Source organism: Streptomyces sp. LE64 (assembly GCF_052606915.1).
This window is the reverse complement of record NZ_CP199708.1, coordinates 3,138,307-3,157,037: the sequence shown is the minus strand read 5'-3', so window position 1 is coordinate 3,157,037 and position 18,731 is coordinate 3,138,307. Positions and strand designations below refer to the sequence as shown.

Genomic DNA, 18,731 nt, shown 5'->3' with positions numbered 1-18,731 from the left:
ACGTGGAACCAACCGGGCCACATTCCTCCCATGACGGTCCGTCCCGTGGTCAAACGCACCGCACGCGCCATCCTGCTGGACGGCGACGAGTTGATTCTCATCAAGCGGACCAAGCCCGGCGTGGAGCCGTACTGGGTCACGCCGGGCGGAGGGGTGGAGGCCGAGGACGCCACCGTGGTCGATGCGCTGCACCGGGAAGTCCACGAGGAACTCGGCGCGAAGATCACCGATGTGGTGCCCTGCTTCGTGGACACCGTGGAGCACCTCCGTGAGGACGGGGGCGCCCCCGGTGTGAAGGTGCAGCACTTCTTCGTCTGCCGCATGGCGTCCATGGATCCCTCGCTCCGCCACGGCCCCGAGGTGGAGGAGCCGTGCGGCGAGTACGAGATCGTCCGAGTGCCCTTCACCCGGGTCGGCATCGCCTCGGTCCATCTGGTCCCCCTCTCCTTGCGCCACTACCTCGACGGGAACATCGAAGGCGTGCGGGCGATGCACGCACCCGATCTGGGGTGACCCGGCGGTCGAGACGGTGTTTCACGTGAAACAGAGCCCGCCACCGAGCCATCGGAGGCGAAAGATCAGGACCAGAGCTCGCAAAGTGGTGGACGCGGAGTGGCTTCGTCAGACAGCCTGACCAGCGTGTCGACACCTTCCCCCGCTCTCCCCTTCCGCCGACTGACCCCCCGGGACGCCGCTGTCTGTGCCGATCTCTCGCAGGACCGCGGCTGGTCCCGGGAAGACCACAAGTGGGGTCTGCTCCTCGCCGCCGGGACCGGCTACGGCCTGGACGCCCCCGATGGGCACGGACTCCTCAGTGCCTGCGTGGTGACCTCCTACGGTCCACCCCGTCGCCCCGACCTCAAGGCGATCGGCATGGTCCTCGTCGCGGAGCGGTATGCACGGCGGGGGGTCGGGCGGCGCATGATGCAGCACGTCCTCGCGGAGGCGGGCTCGACACCTCTCACCCTCCATGCCACGCGGAGCGGCCAGCCCTTGTACGAGGAACTGGGCTTCACCACGGTCGGGCAGGTCGAATCCGTCTCCGGCACCTTCACCCCGGGCGGGGAGGCGGGTCCCACCCGCCCCGCCACCGCCGACGACCTGGGATCGATCCTGCGGCTGGACGGTGAGGTCTTCGGCTCCGATCGGACCCATGTCCTCACCCGCCTCCCGGCCTTCGCGGATCGGATCCGGGTCGCGGAGGACCGCGGGCGCCTCATCGGATACGCCGCGATCTGGCCCAACACGGAGACCGAGGTCATCGGCCCCCTCGTCGCCCGGGACACCGCGACCGCGCAGGCCCTCGTCACCTCACTCGCCCGGGAAGCGCGCCGGCCGGTGCGCGTGGACGTCGACACCCGGCACGAGGCCTTCCTCGCCTGGCTCCACGCCCGCGGGCTCACCACCGCCTTCCACAACGAGGTGATGGTGCACGGCACCGCGGGCCTGCCCGGCGACTGGACCCGCCGCTTCGCCCCGGTCACCGTGGCCGCTGCCTGACCGTCGCGTCCGTCCACCGGACGGTCCGACCTGCCACCGCCATGGCAACGCCGTACGAGGGGCCGCGGGCGGACGGCCTCCAGGCGATCGAGGACTCCCGTACCCCTCGGGGACGGCGGCGCCCGCCGCCGTCGGCCACGACGTCAGGGGTGCGGCTCACCTCGGACGCCGATGCCGATCAACGAACGGCTCGGGTTCACGGGGCGGCGCTGCCGCGCCACCCTTCGGGGTGCACCCCGCCGGGAACAGGCGCACCCGCCTCGTAGGGCTCGCGGGTGAAGACGAACGATCCCAGGTCGAGGTGGCTGACCGAGCCGTCGGAACGACGGGCCACCCTCAGGACCTCCCCCGCGTAGTACCCCTCCAGGCCCACCCAGGTTCCGTCCGGACGGGCTCGGAACCGCGAACCGCGGCCCCAGCCGTTCAACGGTCCCAGCAGCACGCCACCGTCCTCCGTGAGCCGCAGCGCATGCGGGGTGGCGCCCCAGTACCAGGGCCCGGCGAGTTCCAGCACCGCCGGGTCCACCCGGGGCGCCGGGCGCCATGGCTCGGGGATGCGGGGCTCCGCCTCGGCGACGATGCGGACGAACTCTGCGGCGACCCCCACCACCAGGGGCCCGGAGGTGCAGTTGGCGAGCACCACCGCCGTCACGTCCTCCTCCGGGTTGAAGAACAGGGCGGCGAGGAAGCCGGGCAGTGACCCGGAGTGTCCGATCAGGGTGCGACCGCCGAGGTTCAGGATCTGGGTGCCGAGCCCGTACGAGGTCCCCGCGGCCAGGTCCGCGGCCGCGGCGGGGGCGGCCGGCGTCCGCATCTCCCGCACGGACTCCGCACTCAGCACGCGTTCGTCGCCCCGGGCGAGGAACATGCCGAACCGCACCAGGTCGCCGGTCGTGGACCACAGTTGTCCCGCGGGAGCCATCAATCCCAGGTCCTCCACGGGTTCGGGGAGCAGCACGTCTGCCCAGGGGTGCACCGCCCAGCCCTCGGCGTGCGGGGACTGCGGCCGGCTGCCCGTCCGGTGCAGCCCCAGGGGCTCCAGGACCTCCTCTCGCAGCACGTCCTCCCACCGGGCGCCGCGCACCTCCTCCACCAGGGCGCCCAGCAGGGTGTACCCGGGGTTGGAGTAGTGGTGGACCCGGCCCTTGGGGTGGCGGAACGGCTCCTCCCCCAGCACGTCGGCCAGTTCCGGACGCAGGGCCCCCGGGGTGCGCTCCCACCACGGGCCCGGCGTCTCCGCGGCCAGGCCGCCGGTGTGCGCCAGCAGTTCCGCGATGGTCAACTCGCCGGCGCCCGTCCCGGGCAGGTGCTTCTCCAAGGGGTCGCCTAGATCCAGCAGTCCCTCGTCCCTCAGCCTGAGCACCAACACGGCGGTGAAGGTCTTCGTGATCGAACCGATGCGGTACTGGGTCTCCCCCGGAAGGGGGCCCGCCGCCCGGGCCCCTTCCCAGACGGTCGTTCCGCCCCGACCGATCGCCGCGACGAGCGAGGGGGCCCGTCCGTCCGTCTGGGCCGCGGCGAGTCGGTGCAGCAGGGCGCGGCGGGTGGTGGGAAGCAGTCCATCAGGAGAAGTCGTCATCTTCCCAGTGCACCCACAACGGGCCGTTCCGTCGAGTTCTTTTGCCCCAAACCGTGATCCCGGCCCGTGCACCATCCCGGTGATCATGGTCGGTGGTCCCGCACCCCGAGGGTGCGGACGGACGGTCCGGCACCGCTCGGTGCGCCCCGCCCGTGGCCGGCGCGGGCCGCATGGAACGATTCGATAAAATGATCGAACCCGCGGCGATCGCCCCCATCGCCCGCCTTCACCGGAAACGACACTCTCCGGCACAAAGAGTGACCAATTAACCCATACTTCTAACAATCGGCCAAACAACAATTGATATCCATAGCATCGCGGGCGCTTTCGCGAATACACCAGAGAATGAACTTCGCCGCGTGGCGCCAACCGCGGGCGATCCTATGGGCAACGGCAGGCGTGATAACCCTCGGGTTCCTCATCGCGCTGGAGATCGCCGCACGCCACTACGGCCTCCCGGGGCCCATCGTCAACCAGGCACGGGAAGCGATATTCCCGCCTAAATCGGGCTTCCTGCTCTACGCGAGCATGGCGCTGATGATGGTGGTGCTCACCTGGCGACAGCGCTTCATCGCCCTGGGCACCGCCGTCGGCATCGACCTCACGATCCTGCTGGTGCGGTGGATCACCGACATCGAGGTCACGGACGGCCACTACTTCGGCAGCGGCGTGCTGTGGGTGATGGCGGGTTGCGTGGTCATCGCCTTCACCCGCCGCACCGGCTCGGAACGCCTCCTGCTGCTGAAGGGCGTGGGGCTGGGCCTGCTGCTGGTGGCCGGTCGCAAGACCGGCGACGCCTGGCTGCTCATCACCTCGAAGACCAAGCCCGAGGTCCTGGACCCGTACCTGGCCACCGCCGATCAGGCACTCGGCAACCCGTCCTGGCTGGTGGGCCGGCTGGTCGAGGCCACCGAGCCGGTCGGTCCCGCGGTACTCGACTACGTCTACGTCCAGCTCGCGGTGGCCGCGGTCCTCGCCGCGCTGTACCAGTTGCGCAACGTGGCGACCGAGCGCCGCTTCCCGACCCACCACCTGGTGCGCACCTTCCTGGTCATCGGTCTGCTCGGACCCGGCATCTACATGATCTTCCCGGTGGTCGGTCCGGTCTTCGTCTACGGCGCCGACGGCGGGCAGTGGGCGGTGGCCAACATCTGGCCGAACGCGCTGCCCTCCATCGACACCCCGCAGGCGGTGCCGTTCGACGAGATCACCCCGCGCAACTGCATGCCCAGCCTGCACACCGCATGGGCCACCACCATCTTCGTCCACTCCCGACGGGGGCCGCGTTTCCTGCGTTACGCGGGAACGTTCTGGCTGATCGCCACGCTCGGCGCCACCCTGGGTTTCGGCTACCACTACGGCGTGGACCTCCTCGCCGGCGTGGTGTTCGCGCTCACCATCGAGGCGGCGCTGCGGGCCCATGACCGCGGTTGGGAGCCCGCGGGCATCCGCCTAGTCGCCTACGGCGTGGGGGTCTTCACGGCGCTGCTGCTGTCCTACCGCTACCTGGCGACGCAGATGGCCGACCTCCCCTGGCTGTTCGGACCGCTGCTGGTGTCGGCGATGCTCTCCGTGATCTACGCCTACCTCCGGACCACCCGGCAGTGGGACGCCGCGCCCGCCGCCACCCCGCGGGCGGTCCCGCAGCCCGAGGCGGCCTGAGAAAGTGTTGGGTAATTGATCAACTGCATGACGTGATCCCCTGGCGGTGATCTTCGTGGGTGGGTGTTCGCGAAGATCACCGGCATGTGTGTCTGCGTGTGTCAGCCTGCCTACGAGTCGTCTTTGACGGATGCTCAGTGGGCGGTGATCGAGGCGTTGTTGCCGGTTCGGGATCCGCGTCGGGCGGGCCGCCGGTTGAAGTTCCCGCGTCGGCTGGTCGTGGACACTGTGTTGTATGTGCTGGTCAGCGGGTGTGCGTGGCGGTTGGTGCCGCACGATCTTGCTCCGTGGGATGTGGCGTACCGGTGGTTTCGTGCGTGGTCGGCGGACGGTACCTGGGACCGGGTTCACGATGCGTTGCGTGAGCGGGTGCGGGTGGTGGACGGGCGGGATCCGCAGCCGTCGGCGGCGGTGCTGGACTCGCAGTCGGCCCGCAGTCATCAGGGCGGGGAGGCGATCGGATACGACGCGGGCAAGCGGGTCCGGGGTCGCAAGCGGCATCTGCTGGTGGACACGTGCGGGCTCGTGCTGCGGGTGGTGGTGCACTCGGCGTCGGTGCAGGACCGGGCGGGCGCGAAGCTGGTTCTGGGTGGTGTCCGCCAGGAGTTTCCGCAGGTCGGACTGGTCTGGGTCGACGGTGGTTACGTCAACGTGGTCGACGCGGGCCTAGTCGGCTGGGCGGCTGAGTGCGAGAGCCTGGAGATCGTCGCGGTGCCGCGTAACGCTGGTGTGAAAGGGTTTCAGGTGCTGCCCCGCAGGTGGGTGGTCGAGCGGACATTCTCCTGGCTGGGACGGTGCAGACGGTTGGCACGGGACTACGAGCGCAAGACCGCGCACGCCGAAGCGATGATCAAGGTCGCCATGATCCGGCTCATGGCCGCCCGCCTCGCCGGCGAGGAGATCGAACCACACGGCCCCATCGAGACCGAAGCAGCCCGCCGCCTCGCCGACGACCTCAAGAACCAGTAATCACCCGATTACCCAACACTTTCTGAGCCGGCGCCCCACCACCCCCCGGCGGGCCCGGCGAACCGGGGCCCGCCGGGGGAGCGGAGTCCGGTGGCCGACGGGTTCACGTCGACGGCCGCAGGACCTTCCGCAGGGTTTCGCCGAACTCGACCGGATGCGTGGTCAGAGCGAGGTGCCCGCCGGGGAAGGGGTGCGGCACCCCGCCCAGTCGGTCGGCCAGGCCGGTCACCGCGCGATGCGGCAGTTCCCCCCGCGAGTCCGCCCCCGCGCCGAGCACCAGGCGCTCCGACAGCACCTCCAAGGCGGGCACGTCCGGTGCGTAGGCCATGAAGCGGGGCACGATCCGCCCGAGGAAATGGGGCAGGTCCGCCGCCGCCCGCGGCGAGGCACCCGGCCGCGCCTTCGGCGCCGGTGCCCCGCCGTCCTTCGCCAGCCCCGCGGCGAACACGGCCATCGCCGGCGCGAGCCCCTGCCCGTGCAGGGCCTCCTGCACCCGCACCAGGAACGCGCGGTGCTCAGCCGCGTCCGGCAGGACCTCCACCACCGGGGGCTCGTGTGCCACGACCTGCACCAGGCGTTCGGGGTGCGCGGTGAGCAGGTGCAGGGCGACGATCGCCCCCGAACTCGCCCCGAACACCCGCGCGGACCCGTCCGGTGCCAGCGCCTCCTGCACCCGGAGCGCGTCCTCGGCGTGTTCGGCCACGGACTGCTCCGCCCCGGGGTCGTCCAGGGGGCTGCGGGCGATGCCGCGCGGGTCGTAGGTCGCAACGGTGTGGTCGCCCGCGAGGTCCTCGACGATGCCGTCGAAGGACGCGGCACCGCCCGTCCCCCCGGGGATCAACAGCAGGAACGGCCCCCGACCGCGCACCTCGTAGTGCAACACGGCACCGTTCACCCGCAGCCTGCCGGTGGTCGGTTCGGTCATCGGGACTCTCCTCCTCGGGACGGGGACCAGTGCTCCAGAAGGGTGTGCAGACCGTCCACCACGCGCTCCCAGGACCGGTCCGGGGAACGTCGGTGCGCGAATCCGCCGGTGCTCTCCAGGGCGACGAACCCGTGGAAGGTGCTGCGCAGCAGCCGCACCGCGTCCGTCAGCTCGGGTTCCACCAGCCGGTAGTGGCTCAGTACGCCGTGGGTCAGCTCGATCGCCCGCCGGGGGCCGGGCGCCTGCGCGGCCAGTTCGGGGTCGATGCCGGTCGCGGCCTGCGTCGCCGCGTAGCGGCCCGGGTGCCGGTGGGCGTACTCCCGCCACGCGTCGGCGAACGCCACCAGCGCGTCCCGGCCGGACCGGCCGGCGGTCGCCTCCGCGATACGGACGGTCTTCTCGTCCGCCGCCAGCAGGGCGATCCGGCCGCGCAGCTCTTCCAACCCGCGGACGTGCGCGTAGAGGGACGCGTCCTTCACCCCGAGACGCCGCGCCAACCGGGCCATGGTCATCCGGTCGAACCCGACCTCGTCCGCCAACTCGGCGCCCGCGACCGTCACGCGTTCCGTCGTCAAGCCCGCCCGTGGCATGCCTCACCCTTCTCTCTCCTAGAGGCCCTAGCTTCAACCTAGGACCCCTAGGAAAACCAGGGCCACCACGGGCCCACCACCGCGGGACTCCCCGGTTCAGAGCGCCTTGACGGTGCCGCCGTCGATGACGTGGTCGGCGCCGGTGATGTTGCCCGCGACGTCGGAGAGGAGGAACGTGATGAGGGCCGCCACTTCCTCGGGCTCGGTGATGCGGCCGGTGGTGATGCCGAAGGCTTCCGGAATGTGCCGGAGGAAGGCCGCGTGCTCCACCCCGGCTCCGGCCGCCACCTTGCCACCGAACCCTTCGGGGTCCTCCCACAGGGCGGTGCGGACCACTCCGGGCGAGACGGTGTTCACGCGCACGCCGCGGGGCCCGAACTCCTCGGCGAGGGACTTGCCGAGCGCGGCGAGGGCCGCCTTGGCCGCGCTGTAGGCGACCGGGCCGGCGGCGGGCAGACGGGAGTTGATGGACGCGACGTTGACGATCGACCCCCGACGCTCGATCAGGCTCGGCAGAGCCGCTCGGGCGGCGCGGACCGCGCTGAGCAGGTTGAGGTCGAGAACGCGGACCCACTGGGAGTCGTCGGTGTCGAGGAAGCCGACGGGCTCCACACCGTCCCCGCCTCCGACGTTGTTCACCAGCAGGTCGATGCCGCCCAGTTCGACGAGGGCAGCGTCCATGAGCGTGGCGACGCCTCCGGCGGTGCTCAGATCGGCGGACACCGGGTGTGCGCCGGTCTCCTTCAGCTCGGAGGTGATGGTGCGGGCTGCACCGACGACGCGGACGCCTTCGGCCGTCAGGGCCCGGACGGTGGCGAGTCCGATGCCGCGGCTGGCACCGGTGACGACGGCCGTCTTGGCGGTGAGGTTGAGGTGCACGATTCCCCAATTTTTGAACTGTAGGTACAAAATATGGGCAGCAGTCGCCCCGGGGGACGAGCTCCGACGATGCGGCCCTGAGCCCTAGAGGGAGTCGACCGTAGCGTCGATCACGCGAACGAGCCGGTCAGGACCTTCGGCGACACGCGCCATGAGCCGCAGGCCGACGACCGTGTTCAGCAACAGGCTTCCCCAGGCCGCGGGATCACGCTCCGGTGCGATCTCTCCGGAACGTCGCCCTTCTTCGACCAACGCACGGAAGGCGTCCTCGGTCCGGGCGAACATGCGCTGGACGAGTTCCGTCGCCACCCGGTCCGTGCCGGCGAGTTCCGCCGCGGTGTTCACGGCCATGCAGCCCCGGCGGTCCGGATCCGCGAGGTCCATCTCGGCGAGGAACATCAGCGTCCTGCGCAAACGCACCTTGACCGGGCCGGGCTCCTCGAACATCGCGACGAGGGCGACGGCTTGACTGTCCCGGTAGCGGCGGAGCGCCAGTTCGAACAGAGCGTGTTTGCTGCCGAAGGCGTGGTAGAGGCTGCCCTTGCCGATGCCGATCGCGTCGACGAGGTCCTGCGGCGTGGTCGCGGCATAGCCCTTCCGCCAGAACACGTTCATGGCGTCCTCGACGGCAGCGTCCGGATCGAACTGCTTGGGCCTTCCCATGATCGGAACCCTACGCTTTTCTTGACCTTAAGGTCAAGAATCGGGGGACTCCGCTCCGAGGTCGAGTGGGGCCGGGGCCGCCCTCGAACCGACGGTTCCCAGGCCCTCTTCCACACGGGCCTGGACGAGGCAGTCGATGGGGTCTGCAACGTCGACGCGGAGGTCCGCCCCGGAGGGCTCCCGCTGGAGCGCGACGATCTTCGCGGTCGCCGAAGTCAGCCGTCTGCACGGCCCGGTGCGAGTTCCGCGGCAGTGGACGGCTCCTCCGCCCCGTGTCCGTGCGGCCAGCCCGACGGCACCGCGGGGAGGGCACGCGCCCTACGTCTGGGCCATGTCCACGAAACGCGAGTAATGGCCCTGGAAGGCCACGGTGATGGTTGCCGTGGGGCCGTTGCGGTGCTTGGCGACGATCAGGTCGGCCTCGCCGGCGCGGGGCGACTCCTTCTCGTAGGCGTCCTCCCGGTGGAGCAGGATCACCATGTCGGCGTCCTGCTCGATGGAGCCCGACTCGCGGAGGTCCGAGACCATGGGCTTCTTGTCGGTGCGCTGCTCGGGACCACGGTTGAGCTGCGACAGGGCGATCACCGGGAGTTCCAGCTCCTTGGCGAGGAGCTTCAGGTTCCGGGACATGTCCGAGACCTCCTGCTGACGGCTCTCGGCCCGTTTCGACCCGCCGGACTGCATCAGCTGGAGGTAGTCGATGACGACCAGCCGCAGGTCGTTGCGCTGCTTCAGCCGGCGGCACTTCGCCCGGATCTCCATCATCGACAGGTTCGGGGAGTCGTCGATGTACAGCGGGGCCGCCGAGACCTCGGGCATCCGGCGGGCCAGTCGGGTCCAGTCCTCGTCGGTCATCGTGCCGGAGCGCATGTGGTGCAGCGCCACCCGGGCCTCAGCGGAGAGCAGGCGCATCGCGATCTCGTTGCGCCCCATCTCCAGCGAGAAGATCACGCTCGGCAGGTTGTTCCTGATGGAGGCCGCGCGGGCGAAGTCCAGGGCGAGCGTCGACTTGCCCATGGCGGGGCGGGCGGCGATGACGATCATCTGGCCCGGGTGGAGCCCGTTGGTGAGCGAGTCGAAGTCGGTGAACCCGGTGGGCACACCGGTCATCTCGCCGCTGCGCGATCCGATCGCCTCGATCTCGTCGAGGGCGCCCTCCATGATGTCGCCGAGCGGGAGGTAGTCCTCGCTGGTGCGCTGCTCGGTGACGGCGTAGATCTCGGCCTGGGCGCTGTTGACGATCTCGTCGACGTCGCCGTCCGCGGCGTACCCCATCTGCGTGATCCTGGTGCCGGCCTCGACCAGCCTGCGCAGTACGGCCCGCTCGTGGACGATCTCCGCGTAGTACTCGGCGTTCGCCGCGGTGGGCACCGTCTGCACCAGGCCGTGCAGATAGGAGGCGCCCCCGACGCGGGTGATCTCGCCGCGCTTGGTGAGTTCCGCGGCGACGGTGATGGGGTCGGCGGGCTCGCCCTTGGCGTAGAGGTCGAGGATCGCCTGGAAGATCGTCTCGTGCGCGGGCCGGTAGAAGTCGTGGCCCTTGATGACTTCGACGACGTCGGCGATGGCGTCCTTGGACAGCAGCATGCCGCCGAGCACGGACTGTTCGGCGTCGAGGTCCTGCGGGGGCACCCGCTCGAAGGCCGGCCCGGCCCCGTCCCAGGAATCCGCACCCTCGCCCCGGTCGGTGCGGTCCGAGCGGCCCCGGCCCCGGTCACCGCGCTGACGGGAGGCGGGCAGCCGATCGCTGGGCCCGCTGTCAGCCCACGGCTCGTCCAAGGGCTCGGAAATGCTCACCCGGGCCACCTCCTCCCGTCCGCCGAGCGGACCTCGCCGTGCCCTTCTTTCCTACGGCACGACACTGACAAATAAGGGTCCCGACTCCCGTTGCGACGCGTCGGGTTTCCCTGGTTTCCGACGCCGGAGGACAGGGCGGGCGCCGGACCACGGTAGGCCCGTAGCCAGCCCCAGCCAATCTGGTTATCCACAAGCTCTGTGGAAAACCGCCCCCACGCTGTGGAGAACCCGCCGAAACCTGTGCACGAGTCGGTGGACAGGACTGTGAACAAGCCCTCTCCCGCCCCTCTGCACCACCCCTGACCTGCACCTTCTCCGCGCACTGCCTGTGCAGAAGAAAAAGTTTCCACGCCGGGCCGATCCATCCGGCACCGCCCCGCCCCATGGCGCCCCCCAAGGATCAAAGTAAGGGCCTATCGCAGATTGCATCTCTTACCTGTGGACGATTACCTTGGTGCCCATGACACATGTGCCCGCGACGACCAAAGCTGCCCGGCGCCGGCACGACCGTGAGATCGTCACCCTGGCTGTGCCCGCCTTCGGCGCCCTCGTCGCCGAGCCCCTGTTCCTGATGGCCGACAGCGCCATCGTGGGTCATCTCGGCACCGCGCAACTGGCCGGACTCGCCATCGCTTCGGCCCTGCTCCTCACCGCCGTGAGCATCTTCGTCTTCCTCGCCTATGCCACCACAGCCGCCGTCGCCCGCAAGGTCGGTGCAGGCGACCTCGCGGGAGCCATACGCCAGGGCATGGACGGAGTCTGGCTCGCCGTGTTCCTCGGCATTGCGGTCACCGCGCTGACCTTGCCGACCGCACCGGCCCTGATCTCGCTGTTCGGCGCCTCCGACACGGCGGCGCCCTATGCCCTCACCTACCTCCGTGTCTCCGCGGTCGGCATCCCCGCCATGCTGATCGTGCTCGCCGCCACCGGCATCCTGCGCGGCCTCCAGAACACCAAGACCCCGTTGTACGTCGCCATCGGCGGCTTCCTGGCCAATGCCGTCCTCAACGTCGTCCTGGTCTACGGAGCCGGCCTGGGCATCGCTGGATCGGCCTGGGGCACCGTGATCGCCCAGTACGGCATGGCGGCGGTGTACGGGTACGTGGTCGTACGGGGAGCACGTACCCACGGCGCTTCCCTCCGCCCGGACGCAGCCGGCATCCGGGCCAGCGCCTGGGCCGGTGCCCCGCTCCTGGTGCGCACCCTCTCCCTCCGTCTGATCCTGATGATCGCCACCGCGGTTGCCGCACGACTGGGCGACGCCGAAGCCGCGGCACATCAGATCATCCTGAACCTCTGGAGCCTGCTCGCCTTCGGGCTCGACGCCATCGCGATCGCCGGGCAGGCCATCATCGGTCGCTACCTCGGTGCCGACGACGCGGAAGGGGCCAAGGCCGTCTGCCGCCGCATGGTCGAGTGGGGGGTCGTCTCCGGCGTGGTGCTCGGCGCCTTGGTCGTCCTCTCGCGCCCCCTTTACATCCCCCTGTTCAGCAGCGATCCCGCCGTGCAGACAGCGGCTCTCCCCGCCCTGATCGTCATTGCCCTGGCACAACCGATCTGCGGCATCGTCTTCGTTCTGGACGGGGTCCTGATGGGTGCCGGAGACGGCCCCTACCTCGCCGGCGCCATGCTGATCACCTTGATCGCCTTCGTTCCGATGGCGCTCCTGGTCCCTGTCCTCGGCTGGGGACTCACCGCCCTCTGGGTCGCCATGAGCCTCATGATGGCCGTGCGCATGCTGACGCTCTGGTGGCGTTCGCGCTCCGGTCGCTGGATCGTCACGGGTGCCACCCGCTGACCGTCGCGGGTGTTTCACGTGAAACAGCCCGCCGTCCAGACACACGAATGGGGCCACACCCGGAGGTGTGGCCCCATTCTGCTACGGCTCAGGCCGCGATGACCTCGATGTTGACCTTGGCGGCAACCTCGGGGTGCAGGCGCACCGACGTCGCGTGGGCGCCCAGCGTCTTGATGGGCGAGCCCAGCTCGATGCGGCGCTTGTCGACCTCGGGGCCGCCCGCGGCCTTGATCGCGGAGGCGACATCCGCCGGGGTGACGGAACCGAAGAGCCGACCGGCGTCACCGGAGCGGACGGCAAGGCGAACCTTGACACCCTCCAGCTGAGCCTTGATCTCGTTGGCCTGCTCGATGGTGGCGATCTCGTGGATCTTGCGGGCGCGGCGGATCTGCGCCACGTCCTTCTCGCCGCCCTTGGTCCAGCGGATCGCGAAGTTCCGCGGGATCAGGTAGTTGCGTGCGTACCCGTCCTTGACGTCCACGACGTCGCCGGCGGTACCGAGGCCGGTGACCTCGTGGGTGAGGATGATCTTCATGTCAGTCACCCTTCCCTTATCGCGCGGTGGAGGTGTAGGGCAGCAGCGCCATCTCACGGCTGTTCTTCACGGCCGTGGCGACGTCACGCTGGTGCTGCGTGCAGTTGCCGGTCACGCGACGGGCACGGATCTTGCCGCGGTCGGAAATGAACTTCCGCAGCATGTTCGTGTCCTTGTAGTCCACGTACGTGACCTTGTCCTTGCAGAATGCGCAGACCTTCTTCTTCGGCTTGCGCACAGGCGGCTTCGCCATGGTGTTTCTCCTGTGTGATCAAGAAGTGTGGTACGAACCCGCCTCAGAAGGGGGGCTCGTCCGAGTAGCCGCCGCTGTTGCCGCCGGAGCCTCCGCCCCAGCTGCCGCCGCCCTGCTGGCCGCCGCCGGACGGCGTGGTGGCCCAGGGGTCGTCGGCAGGAGCCTGGCCGCCGGGGCCACCGCCCTGGCCGCCCTGGCCGCCGGAGCCTCCGCCCCAGCTGCCGCCGCCCTGCTGGCCGCCGCCGTACCCGCCCTGGCCACCGCGACCGGTGGTCTTGGTGACCTTGGCCGTGGCGTTCTTCAGGCTGGGGCCGACTTCCTCGACGTCCAGCTCGTAGACCGTGCGCTTGACACCCTCACGGTCCTCGTAGGACCGCTGCTTCAGCCGGCCCTGCACGACCACGCGCATGCCTCGCTGAAGCGACTCGGCGACGTTCTCCGCCGCCTGGCGCCAGACTGAGCAGGTCAGGAACAGGCTCTCGCCGTCCTTCCACTCATTGGTCTGACGGTCGAAGGTGCGGGGTGTGGACGCGACACGGAACTTCGCGACCGCCGCACCGGAAGGGGTGAAGCGCAGCTCGGGGTCGTCGACAAGATTGCCGACGACCGTGATGACGGTCTCGCCTGCCATGGGGAACCTCTCGGCGATTGCTGCTGGCTGCTTGTGCTGCTACTCGGGAATCCCGGAACCGAGCCGCTGGCTCAGTGGGTCTCGGGACGGAGGACCTTGGTCCGGAGGACCGACTCGTTCAGGTTCATCTGCCGGTCGAGCTCCTTGACGACCGCAGGCTCGGCCTGGAGGTCGATGACCGAGTAGATGCCCTCGGGCTTCTTCTTGATCTCGTAGGCGAGACGACGACGGCCCCAGGTGTCGACCTTCTCGACCTTCCCGTTGGCCTCGCGGACCACGGAAAGGAAGTTCTCGATCAGGGGGGAGACAGCGCGCTCCTCCAGATCGGGGTCGAGGATGACCATCACCTCGTAGTGACGCATGTGGAACCCACCTCCTCTGGACTCAACGGCCACGGTCGTTCCGTGGCAGGAGGGTTGTTATGCGTGCGCAACGGTATCGGGCACCACTGACAATCGAGCCCCTTCCGGGTTCGGTGGCCGTGGGCAGACACCGGTGCAGACCGTACAGACTACCCGCTCATCCGCTTCCGGTTGAAATCCGCCGGTAACCCGTCGCACTCTGGACCCATCGGACAGGAGGGCGCCGCGTGGCGCCGCCCTTGCGCAGGAGGTGCCCATGGCACAGGCAATGCGACCGAACACCGGCGTTTCGATCTTCGCCACCGACGGCAAGCCCCATCCCCTACAGGACACGCTCGTCGTGGTCACCCTGGTCCTGGGACTGACCGCGATCATCTCGTCGATCTGGAGCGGTCTGCACCTGCTCAGCTCCTGGACCGGCCTGGTGGGCATCCTGGTGGGCGGATACGGCCAGTACATCTCGGAGACGACCCGCGAACGGTTCGGGCTGGTCCTGGGGCTGGGCGCCTCGGCCGTCGGCTTCTTCATCGGCATGGCGCACGGCGGACTGTTCGGCGGCGTGATCAGCTGACGACGTTGCGCCCTTCCCGCGCGGGAAGGGTGCACGGGCCAGTCGGGGCCGTCCCCAGGCGCAGTAGGCTTCGGCGCGAGAGCCGGAGCCCCTGTCAGCATGGGGACATACGAGCCCGAGGAGCGCCCCGCATGAGCCTGACCCTGAGGACCATCAGCCGAGAGCAGCACCTGGCGTACATCCAGAGCCTGCCCGCGGCAAGCCACATGCAGGTGCCGGCATGGGCCGACGTGAAGGCGGAGTGGCGCTCGGAGAGCCTCGGGTGGTTCGACGGCAGGACCGGCGAGATGGTGGGCGCCGGGCTGGTGCTGTACCGACAGCTCCCCAAGATCAAGCGCTACCTCGCCTACCTGCCCGAGGGTCCGGTCATCAACTGGTTCGCGCCGAACCTCGACGACTGGTTGCGCCCGATGCTGGCGCACCTGAAGCAGCAGGGTGCCTTCTCGGTGAAGATGGGCCCGCCGGTGATCATCCGCCGTTGGGAGTCCACCTCCATCAAGAAGGGCATCCAGGACCCGGACGTGAAGCGGCTGCGGGACGTGGAGGCCGACTTCATCGAGCCGCGCGCCTTCGAGGTGGCCGACCGACTGCGGCGCATGGGATGGCAGCAGGGCGAGGACGGCGGCGCGGGCTTCGGTGACGTGCAGCCCCGCTACATCTTCCAGGTTCCACTCGCGAACCGTTCCCTGGAGGACGTGCACAAGGGCTTCAACCAGCTCTGGCGGCGCAACATCAAGAAGGCCGAGAAGGCGGGCGTGGAGGTCGTCCAGGGCGGCTACCACGACCTCCAGGAGTGGCAGCGGCTGTACGAGATCACCGCCGTGCGGGACCGCTTCCGGCCCCGGCCTCTGTCGTACTTCCAGCGCATGTGGACGGCCCTGAACACCGAGGACCCCAACCGCATGCGCCTGTACTTCGCTCGCCACGGCCACGACAACCTGGCCGCCGCCACCATGCTCGTCGTCGGCGGGCACGTCTGGTACTCCTACGGGGCCTCCGACAACAAGGGGCGCGAGTTCCGCCCCTCGAACGCCATGCAGTGGCGCATGCTCCGGGACGCCTACGCGCTCGGGGCGACCGTCTACGACCTACGCGGGATCTCGGACTCGCTGGACGAGTCGGATCACCTCTTCGGTCTGATCCAGTTCAAGGTGGGCACCGGAGGCCAGGCCGCCGAGTACCTCGGCGAGTGGGACTTCCCGCTGAACAAGCTGCTCCACAAGGCCCTCGACATCTACATGTCGCGTCGCTGAGGCCGGTCCGCGACCTCCGGTGCAACGGCCTTCGGGGGCACTTGGCAGAATTTCCGTCGATATCTCTGTTACACCGCAGCCACGAGAAAGGTACCGGGACCGGCATGGCGCTCACGCTTTACGTCGATACCGCGCGCTGGCGGGCACACCACAAGCACGTGCTCGAACAGTTCCCGGGCATCGTCCCGGTCTGCAAGGGCAACGGCTACGGATTCGGGCACGAGCGGCTCGCCGAGGAGGCCACCCGCTTCGGCTCGGACATCCTCGCCGTGGGCACCACCTACGAGGCCGCACGGATCAAGGACTGGTTCAGCGGGGACCTACTGGTCCTCACCCCGTTCCGGCGCGGTGAGGAGCCCGTCCCGCTGCCGGACCGGGTGATCCGCTCGGTGTCCTCGGTGGACGGGGTGCACGGCCTGGTCGGCGCCCGTGTCGTCATCGAGGTGATGTCGACGATGAAGCGGCACGGGGTGAGCGAGCAGGACCTGCCCCACCTCCACGCCGCGATCGAGGACGTCCGGTTGGAGGGCTTCGCCATCCACCTGCCGCTGGACCGCACCGACGGCTCGGACGCCGTCGAAGAGGTCATCGGCTGGATGGACCGGCTGCGGGCGGCACGCCTGCCGCTGCACACCATGTTCGTCAGCCATCTGCGGGCCGAGGAGTTGGTCCGGCTCCAGCAGCAGTTCCCGCAGACCCGGTTCCGTGCCCGCATCGGCACCCGGCTGTGGTTGGGCGACCACGACGCCACGGAGTACCGCGGGGCGGTCCTCGACGTCACCCGGGTCGCCAAGGGCGAGCGGTTCGGCTACCGCCAGCAGAAGGTGGCGTCGGACGGCTACCTCGTGGTCGTCGCGGGCGGAACCTCGCACGGGGTCGGCCTGGAGGCGCCGAAGGCGCTGCACGGGGTGATGCCCAGGGCCAAGGGCGTGGCGCGGGCGGGCCTGGCGACGGTGAACCGCAACCTCTCTCCCTTCGTGTGGGGCGGCAAGCAGCGGTGGTTCGCGGAGCCGCCGCACATGCAGGTCTCGATTCTGTTCGTGCCTTCGGACGCTCCCGAGCCGCGGGTGGGCGACGAGTTGGTGGCGCACCTGCGGCACACGACGACCCAGTTCGACCGCCTCGTCGAGCGCTGATCCACGGGAGGGCGGCACCGGTCGGTGCCGCCCTCCCGTCGTTCCGTCAGACGGGGCGGATGGGCTCCGGGGGCTTCCGGACGGCGTCCTCCGGGGGGTCGGGGCGTCCCCATCCCACGCGGGCCGGTGCCGGCTCCGCGGTCCGCTCCCGCCGTGCTGCGGAAACCCAGGCGAAGACGTCCGGCGCCCGGTCCAGCACCCCGCCCGAGGGATCGTCCTCACCGTTGCGGCGCACCACGTCCCGGTCCGGCCGCAGGATGTCCCGCACGATCACCACGCACAGGTACGTAGTGCCCAGCAGGTGCGCCACGATGGCGGCGTGGTACCCGTCCGGGGGCAGGCCGCGGTGGGCGTCTCCGCTGGTGGTGTACGCGAGGTACATCCAGATGCCGAGGAAGTACGCCACCTCTCCCGCCTGCCAGATCAGGAGGTCCCGCCAGCGGGGCCTGGCCAGCACGGCGAGCGGGATCAGCCACAGCACGTACTGGGGGGAGTACACCTTGTTGGTGAGGATGAACAGGGCGACGACCAGGAAGGCCAGTTGGGCGAACCGAGGCCGTCTCGGTGCCATCAGGGTCAGCGGAATCATCGCCACACAGCCGATCGCCATCAGGGCGATGCCGTAGTTGTTGGCACTGTCGGGGCTGATGTGCACGTTCAGCCGCTGCGAGATCATCAACCAGACGGACCCGAAGTCGACACCGCGTTCACGGCTGAACGCGTAGAACTTCGCCCAGCCTTCGGGAGCCAGCACCATGACCGGGACGTTCACCACGAGCCAGGCGCCGGCGGCCCCGAAGAGCGCCTTGCCGAAGGCCCGCCAGGCACCCGCTCGCAAGCAGAGCAGGAACAGCGGTCCCAGCACCAGGAACGGATAGAACTTCGCGGCGGTCGCCAACCCGAGCAGGACCCCGAAGGCGAGCGGTCGGCCCCGGGACCACATCAGCACCGCGGCTGCCAGCAGGGCCACCGCGAACAGGTCCCAGTTGATGGTGGCCGTCAGTGCGAAGGCCGGTGCCAACGCCACCAGGAGGCCGTCCCAGGGCCGCCGCCGGTGGGTCCGGGTCACACAGACCGCGATGATCACCGCGCACACCATCAGCATTCCGGCGTTCACGTACCAGTAGATCTGTTGCTGGTGCTGAAGACTGCCCCCGCCCGGGGTGAGCCAGGCGGCCACCTCCATGAAGGCACCGGTGAGCACCGGGTATTCCAGGTACTCCATCTCACCGGGCAGACGATCGAAGTACGGAATCAAGCCATCGGCGAAGCCCCTCCCCGGGTACAGGTGGGGGATGTCCGAGTAGCAGGCATGGGTGTACTGGGAGCTCGCACCGAAGAACCAGCCCCCGTCGTAGCAGGGGAACTTCTGCACCATGCCGAGGGCGAACATGCCGATCGTCATGAGCGCGATGACCCGCACCGGGGTCCACCAATGGGCGCCGACCAGGGCACGCCGACCGATCTGGCCTCCGATCAGCTCACTGCCGACCGCGGCGACCTTGTCCTCCCGGGTCGGTGCGACCACGTCCGTCCGAGGCGGTGGAGCCGCGGCTGGGTGCGCATCGGGCGGTGTCGTGGCACTGGGCATGGCTCATATCCTGCCGTACGAACCCCGGAGGGTCCGA

At 69.5% G+C, this 18,731-nt stretch carries 19 protein-coding genes; 8 read left to right on the top strand and 11 right to left on the bottom strand.

Annotation, left to right across the window (positions count from 1 at the left end):
* The first annotated feature begins 30 nt into the window (after positions 1-30).
* Positions 31-513 carry an NUDIX domain-containing protein gene (locus ACSMX9_RS14320; protein WP_445402690.1) on the top strand — a complete coding sequence of 161 codons (483 nt, stop codon included), beginning with the start codon at positions 31-33 and terminating at the stop codon, positions 511-513.
* A 126-nt stretch (positions 514-639) separates the two neighbouring features.
* The gene (locus tag ACSMX9_RS14315; RefSeq protein ID WP_445402689.1) at positions 640-1,500 is read left to right on the top strand and encodes a GNAT family N-acetyltransferase; all 861 of its coding nucleotides are present in this window, start codon (positions 640-642) and stop codon (positions 1,498-1,500) included.
* Positions 1,501-1,696: 196 nt separating this feature from the next.
* Here ACSMX9_RS14315 and ACSMX9_RS14310 read toward each other — a convergent pair whose 3' ends face one another.
* Positions 1,697-3,079 carry a serine hydrolase domain-containing protein gene (locus tag ACSMX9_RS14310; RefSeq protein ID WP_445402688.1) on the bottom strand — a complete coding sequence of 461 codons (1,383 nt, stop codon included), beginning with the start codon at positions 3,077-3,079 and terminating at the stop codon, positions 1,697-1,699.
* Positions 3,080-3,424: 345 nt separating this feature from the next.
* On the opposite strand from ACSMX9_RS14310, the gene ACSMX9_RS14305 reads away from it, so the two are divergent.
* Together ACSMX9_RS14305 and ACSMX9_RS14300 are read left to right on the top strand one after the other, a co-directional pair.
* Positions 3,425-4,741 carry a phosphatase PAP2 family protein gene (locus tag ACSMX9_RS14305; protein WP_445402687.1) on the top strand — a complete coding sequence of 439 codons (1,317 nt, stop codon included), beginning with the start codon at positions 3,425-3,427 and terminating at the stop codon, positions 4,739-4,741.
* Between the two features lie 63 nt (positions 4,742-4,804).
* Positions 4,805-5,710, top strand: a complete 906-nt coding sequence (locus tag ACSMX9_RS14300; RefSeq protein ID WP_445402499.1) for an IS5 family transposase — start codon at positions 4,805-4,807, stop codon at positions 5,708-5,710.
* Positions 5,711-5,813: 103 nt separating this feature from the next.
* On the opposite strand, the gene ACSMX9_RS14295 is transcribed toward ACSMX9_RS14300, so the two are convergent.
* From ACSMX9_RS14295 to dnaB, 5 genes are all read right to left on the bottom strand, one after another.
* Positions 5,814-6,635, bottom strand: a complete 822-nt coding sequence (locus ACSMX9_RS14295; protein ID WP_445402686.1) for an alpha/beta fold hydrolase — start codon at positions 6,633-6,635, stop codon at positions 5,814-5,816.
* Positions 6,632-7,225, bottom strand: coding sequence for a TetR/AcrR family transcriptional regulator (locus ACSMX9_RS14290; protein ID WP_366115876.1), 594 nt, complete (start codon positions 7,223-7,225; stop codon positions 6,632-6,634). The genes ACSMX9_RS14295 and ACSMX9_RS14290 overlap by 4 nt, the downstream gene beginning before the upstream one ends.
* A 96-nt stretch (positions 7,226-7,321) precedes the next feature.
* Positions 7,322-8,104, bottom strand: coding sequence for an oxidoreductase (locus tag ACSMX9_RS14285; protein WP_445402685.1), 783 nt, complete (start codon positions 8,102-8,104; stop codon positions 7,322-7,324).
* Between the two features lie 84 nt (positions 8,105-8,188).
* Positions 8,189-8,767, bottom strand: a complete 579-nt coding sequence (locus tag ACSMX9_RS14280) for a TetR/AcrR family transcriptional regulator (RefSeq protein ID WP_445402684.1) — start codon at positions 8,765-8,767, stop codon at positions 8,189-8,191.
* A gap of 318 nt (positions 8,768-9,085) precedes the next feature.
* Positions 9,086-10,564 (bottom strand): replicative DNA helicase, encoded by a 1,479-nt coding sequence (gene dnaB, locus ACSMX9_RS14275; RefSeq protein ID WP_445402683.1) that lies wholly within the window; start codon positions 10,562-10,564, stop codon positions 9,086-9,088.
* Positions 10,565-11,015: 451 nt separating this feature from the next.
* On the opposite strand from dnaB, the gene ACSMX9_RS14270 reads away from it, so the two are divergent.
* Positions 11,016-12,362 carry an MATE family efflux transporter gene (locus ACSMX9_RS14270; RefSeq protein ID WP_445402682.1) on the top strand — a complete coding sequence of 449 codons (1,347 nt, stop codon included), beginning with the start codon at positions 11,016-11,018 and terminating at the stop codon, positions 12,360-12,362.
* Between the two features lie 88 nt (positions 12,363-12,450).
* Here the strand turns inward: ACSMX9_RS14270 and rplI are convergent, their stop codons facing one another.
* The 4 genes from rplI to rpsF all read right to left on the bottom strand — a co-directional run bounded on the left by rplI (position 12,451) and on the right by rpsF (position 14,143).
* Complete coding sequence (gene rplI, locus ACSMX9_RS14265; RefSeq protein WP_351243927.1) at positions 12,451-12,897, bottom strand: 50S ribosomal protein L9; 447 nt, start codon at positions 12,895-12,897, stop codon at positions 12,451-12,453.
* Between the two features lie 16 nt (positions 12,898-12,913).
* Positions 12,914-13,150, bottom strand: coding sequence for a 30S ribosomal protein S18 (gene rpsR / locus ACSMX9_RS14260; RefSeq protein WP_003949403.1), 237 nt, complete (start codon positions 13,148-13,150; stop codon positions 12,914-12,916).
* A 43-nt stretch (positions 13,151-13,193) separates the two neighbouring features.
* Positions 13,194-13,781, bottom strand: a complete 588-nt coding sequence (locus ACSMX9_RS14255) for a single-stranded DNA-binding protein (RefSeq protein WP_366115922.1) — start codon at positions 13,779-13,781, stop codon at positions 13,194-13,196.
* A gap of 71 nt (positions 13,782-13,852) precedes the next feature.
* A complete protein-coding gene (gene rpsF, locus ACSMX9_RS14250) occupies positions 13,853-14,143 on the bottom strand; it encodes a 30S ribosomal protein S6 (protein WP_028804085.1) in 291 nt (96 codons plus the stop codon).
* Between the two features lie 256 nt (positions 14,144-14,399).
* Here rpsF and ACSMX9_RS14245 point away from each other — a divergent pair, with 256 nt between their 5' ends.
* The 3 genes from ACSMX9_RS14245 (at position 14,400) to ACSMX9_RS14235 (ending at position 17,103) form a co-directional block, all read left to right on the top strand.
* Entirely contained in the window at positions 14,400-14,714 is a 315-nt protein-coding gene (locus tag ACSMX9_RS14245) for a hypothetical protein (protein ID WP_445402681.1), read from the top strand.
* A 131-nt stretch (positions 14,715-14,845) separates the two neighbouring features.
* The gene (locus ACSMX9_RS14240) at positions 14,846-15,967 is read left to right on the top strand and encodes a lipid II:glycine glycyltransferase FemX (RefSeq protein WP_351243920.1); all 1,122 of its coding nucleotides are present in this window, start codon (positions 14,846-14,848) and stop codon (positions 15,965-15,967) included.
* A gap of 104 nt (positions 15,968-16,071) precedes the next feature.
* A complete protein-coding gene (locus ACSMX9_RS14235; RefSeq protein ID WP_351243918.1) occupies positions 16,072-17,103 on the top strand; it encodes an alanine racemase in 1,032 nt (343 codons plus the stop codon).
* Between the two features lie 46 nt (positions 17,104-17,149).
* Here ACSMX9_RS14235 and ACSMX9_RS14230 read toward each other — a convergent pair whose 3' ends face one another.
* Complete coding sequence (locus ACSMX9_RS14230) at positions 17,150-18,694, bottom strand: glycosyltransferase family 87 protein (RefSeq protein WP_445402680.1); 1,545 nt, start codon at positions 18,692-18,694, stop codon at positions 17,150-17,152.
* Positions 18,695-18,731: the final 37 nt, after the last annotated feature.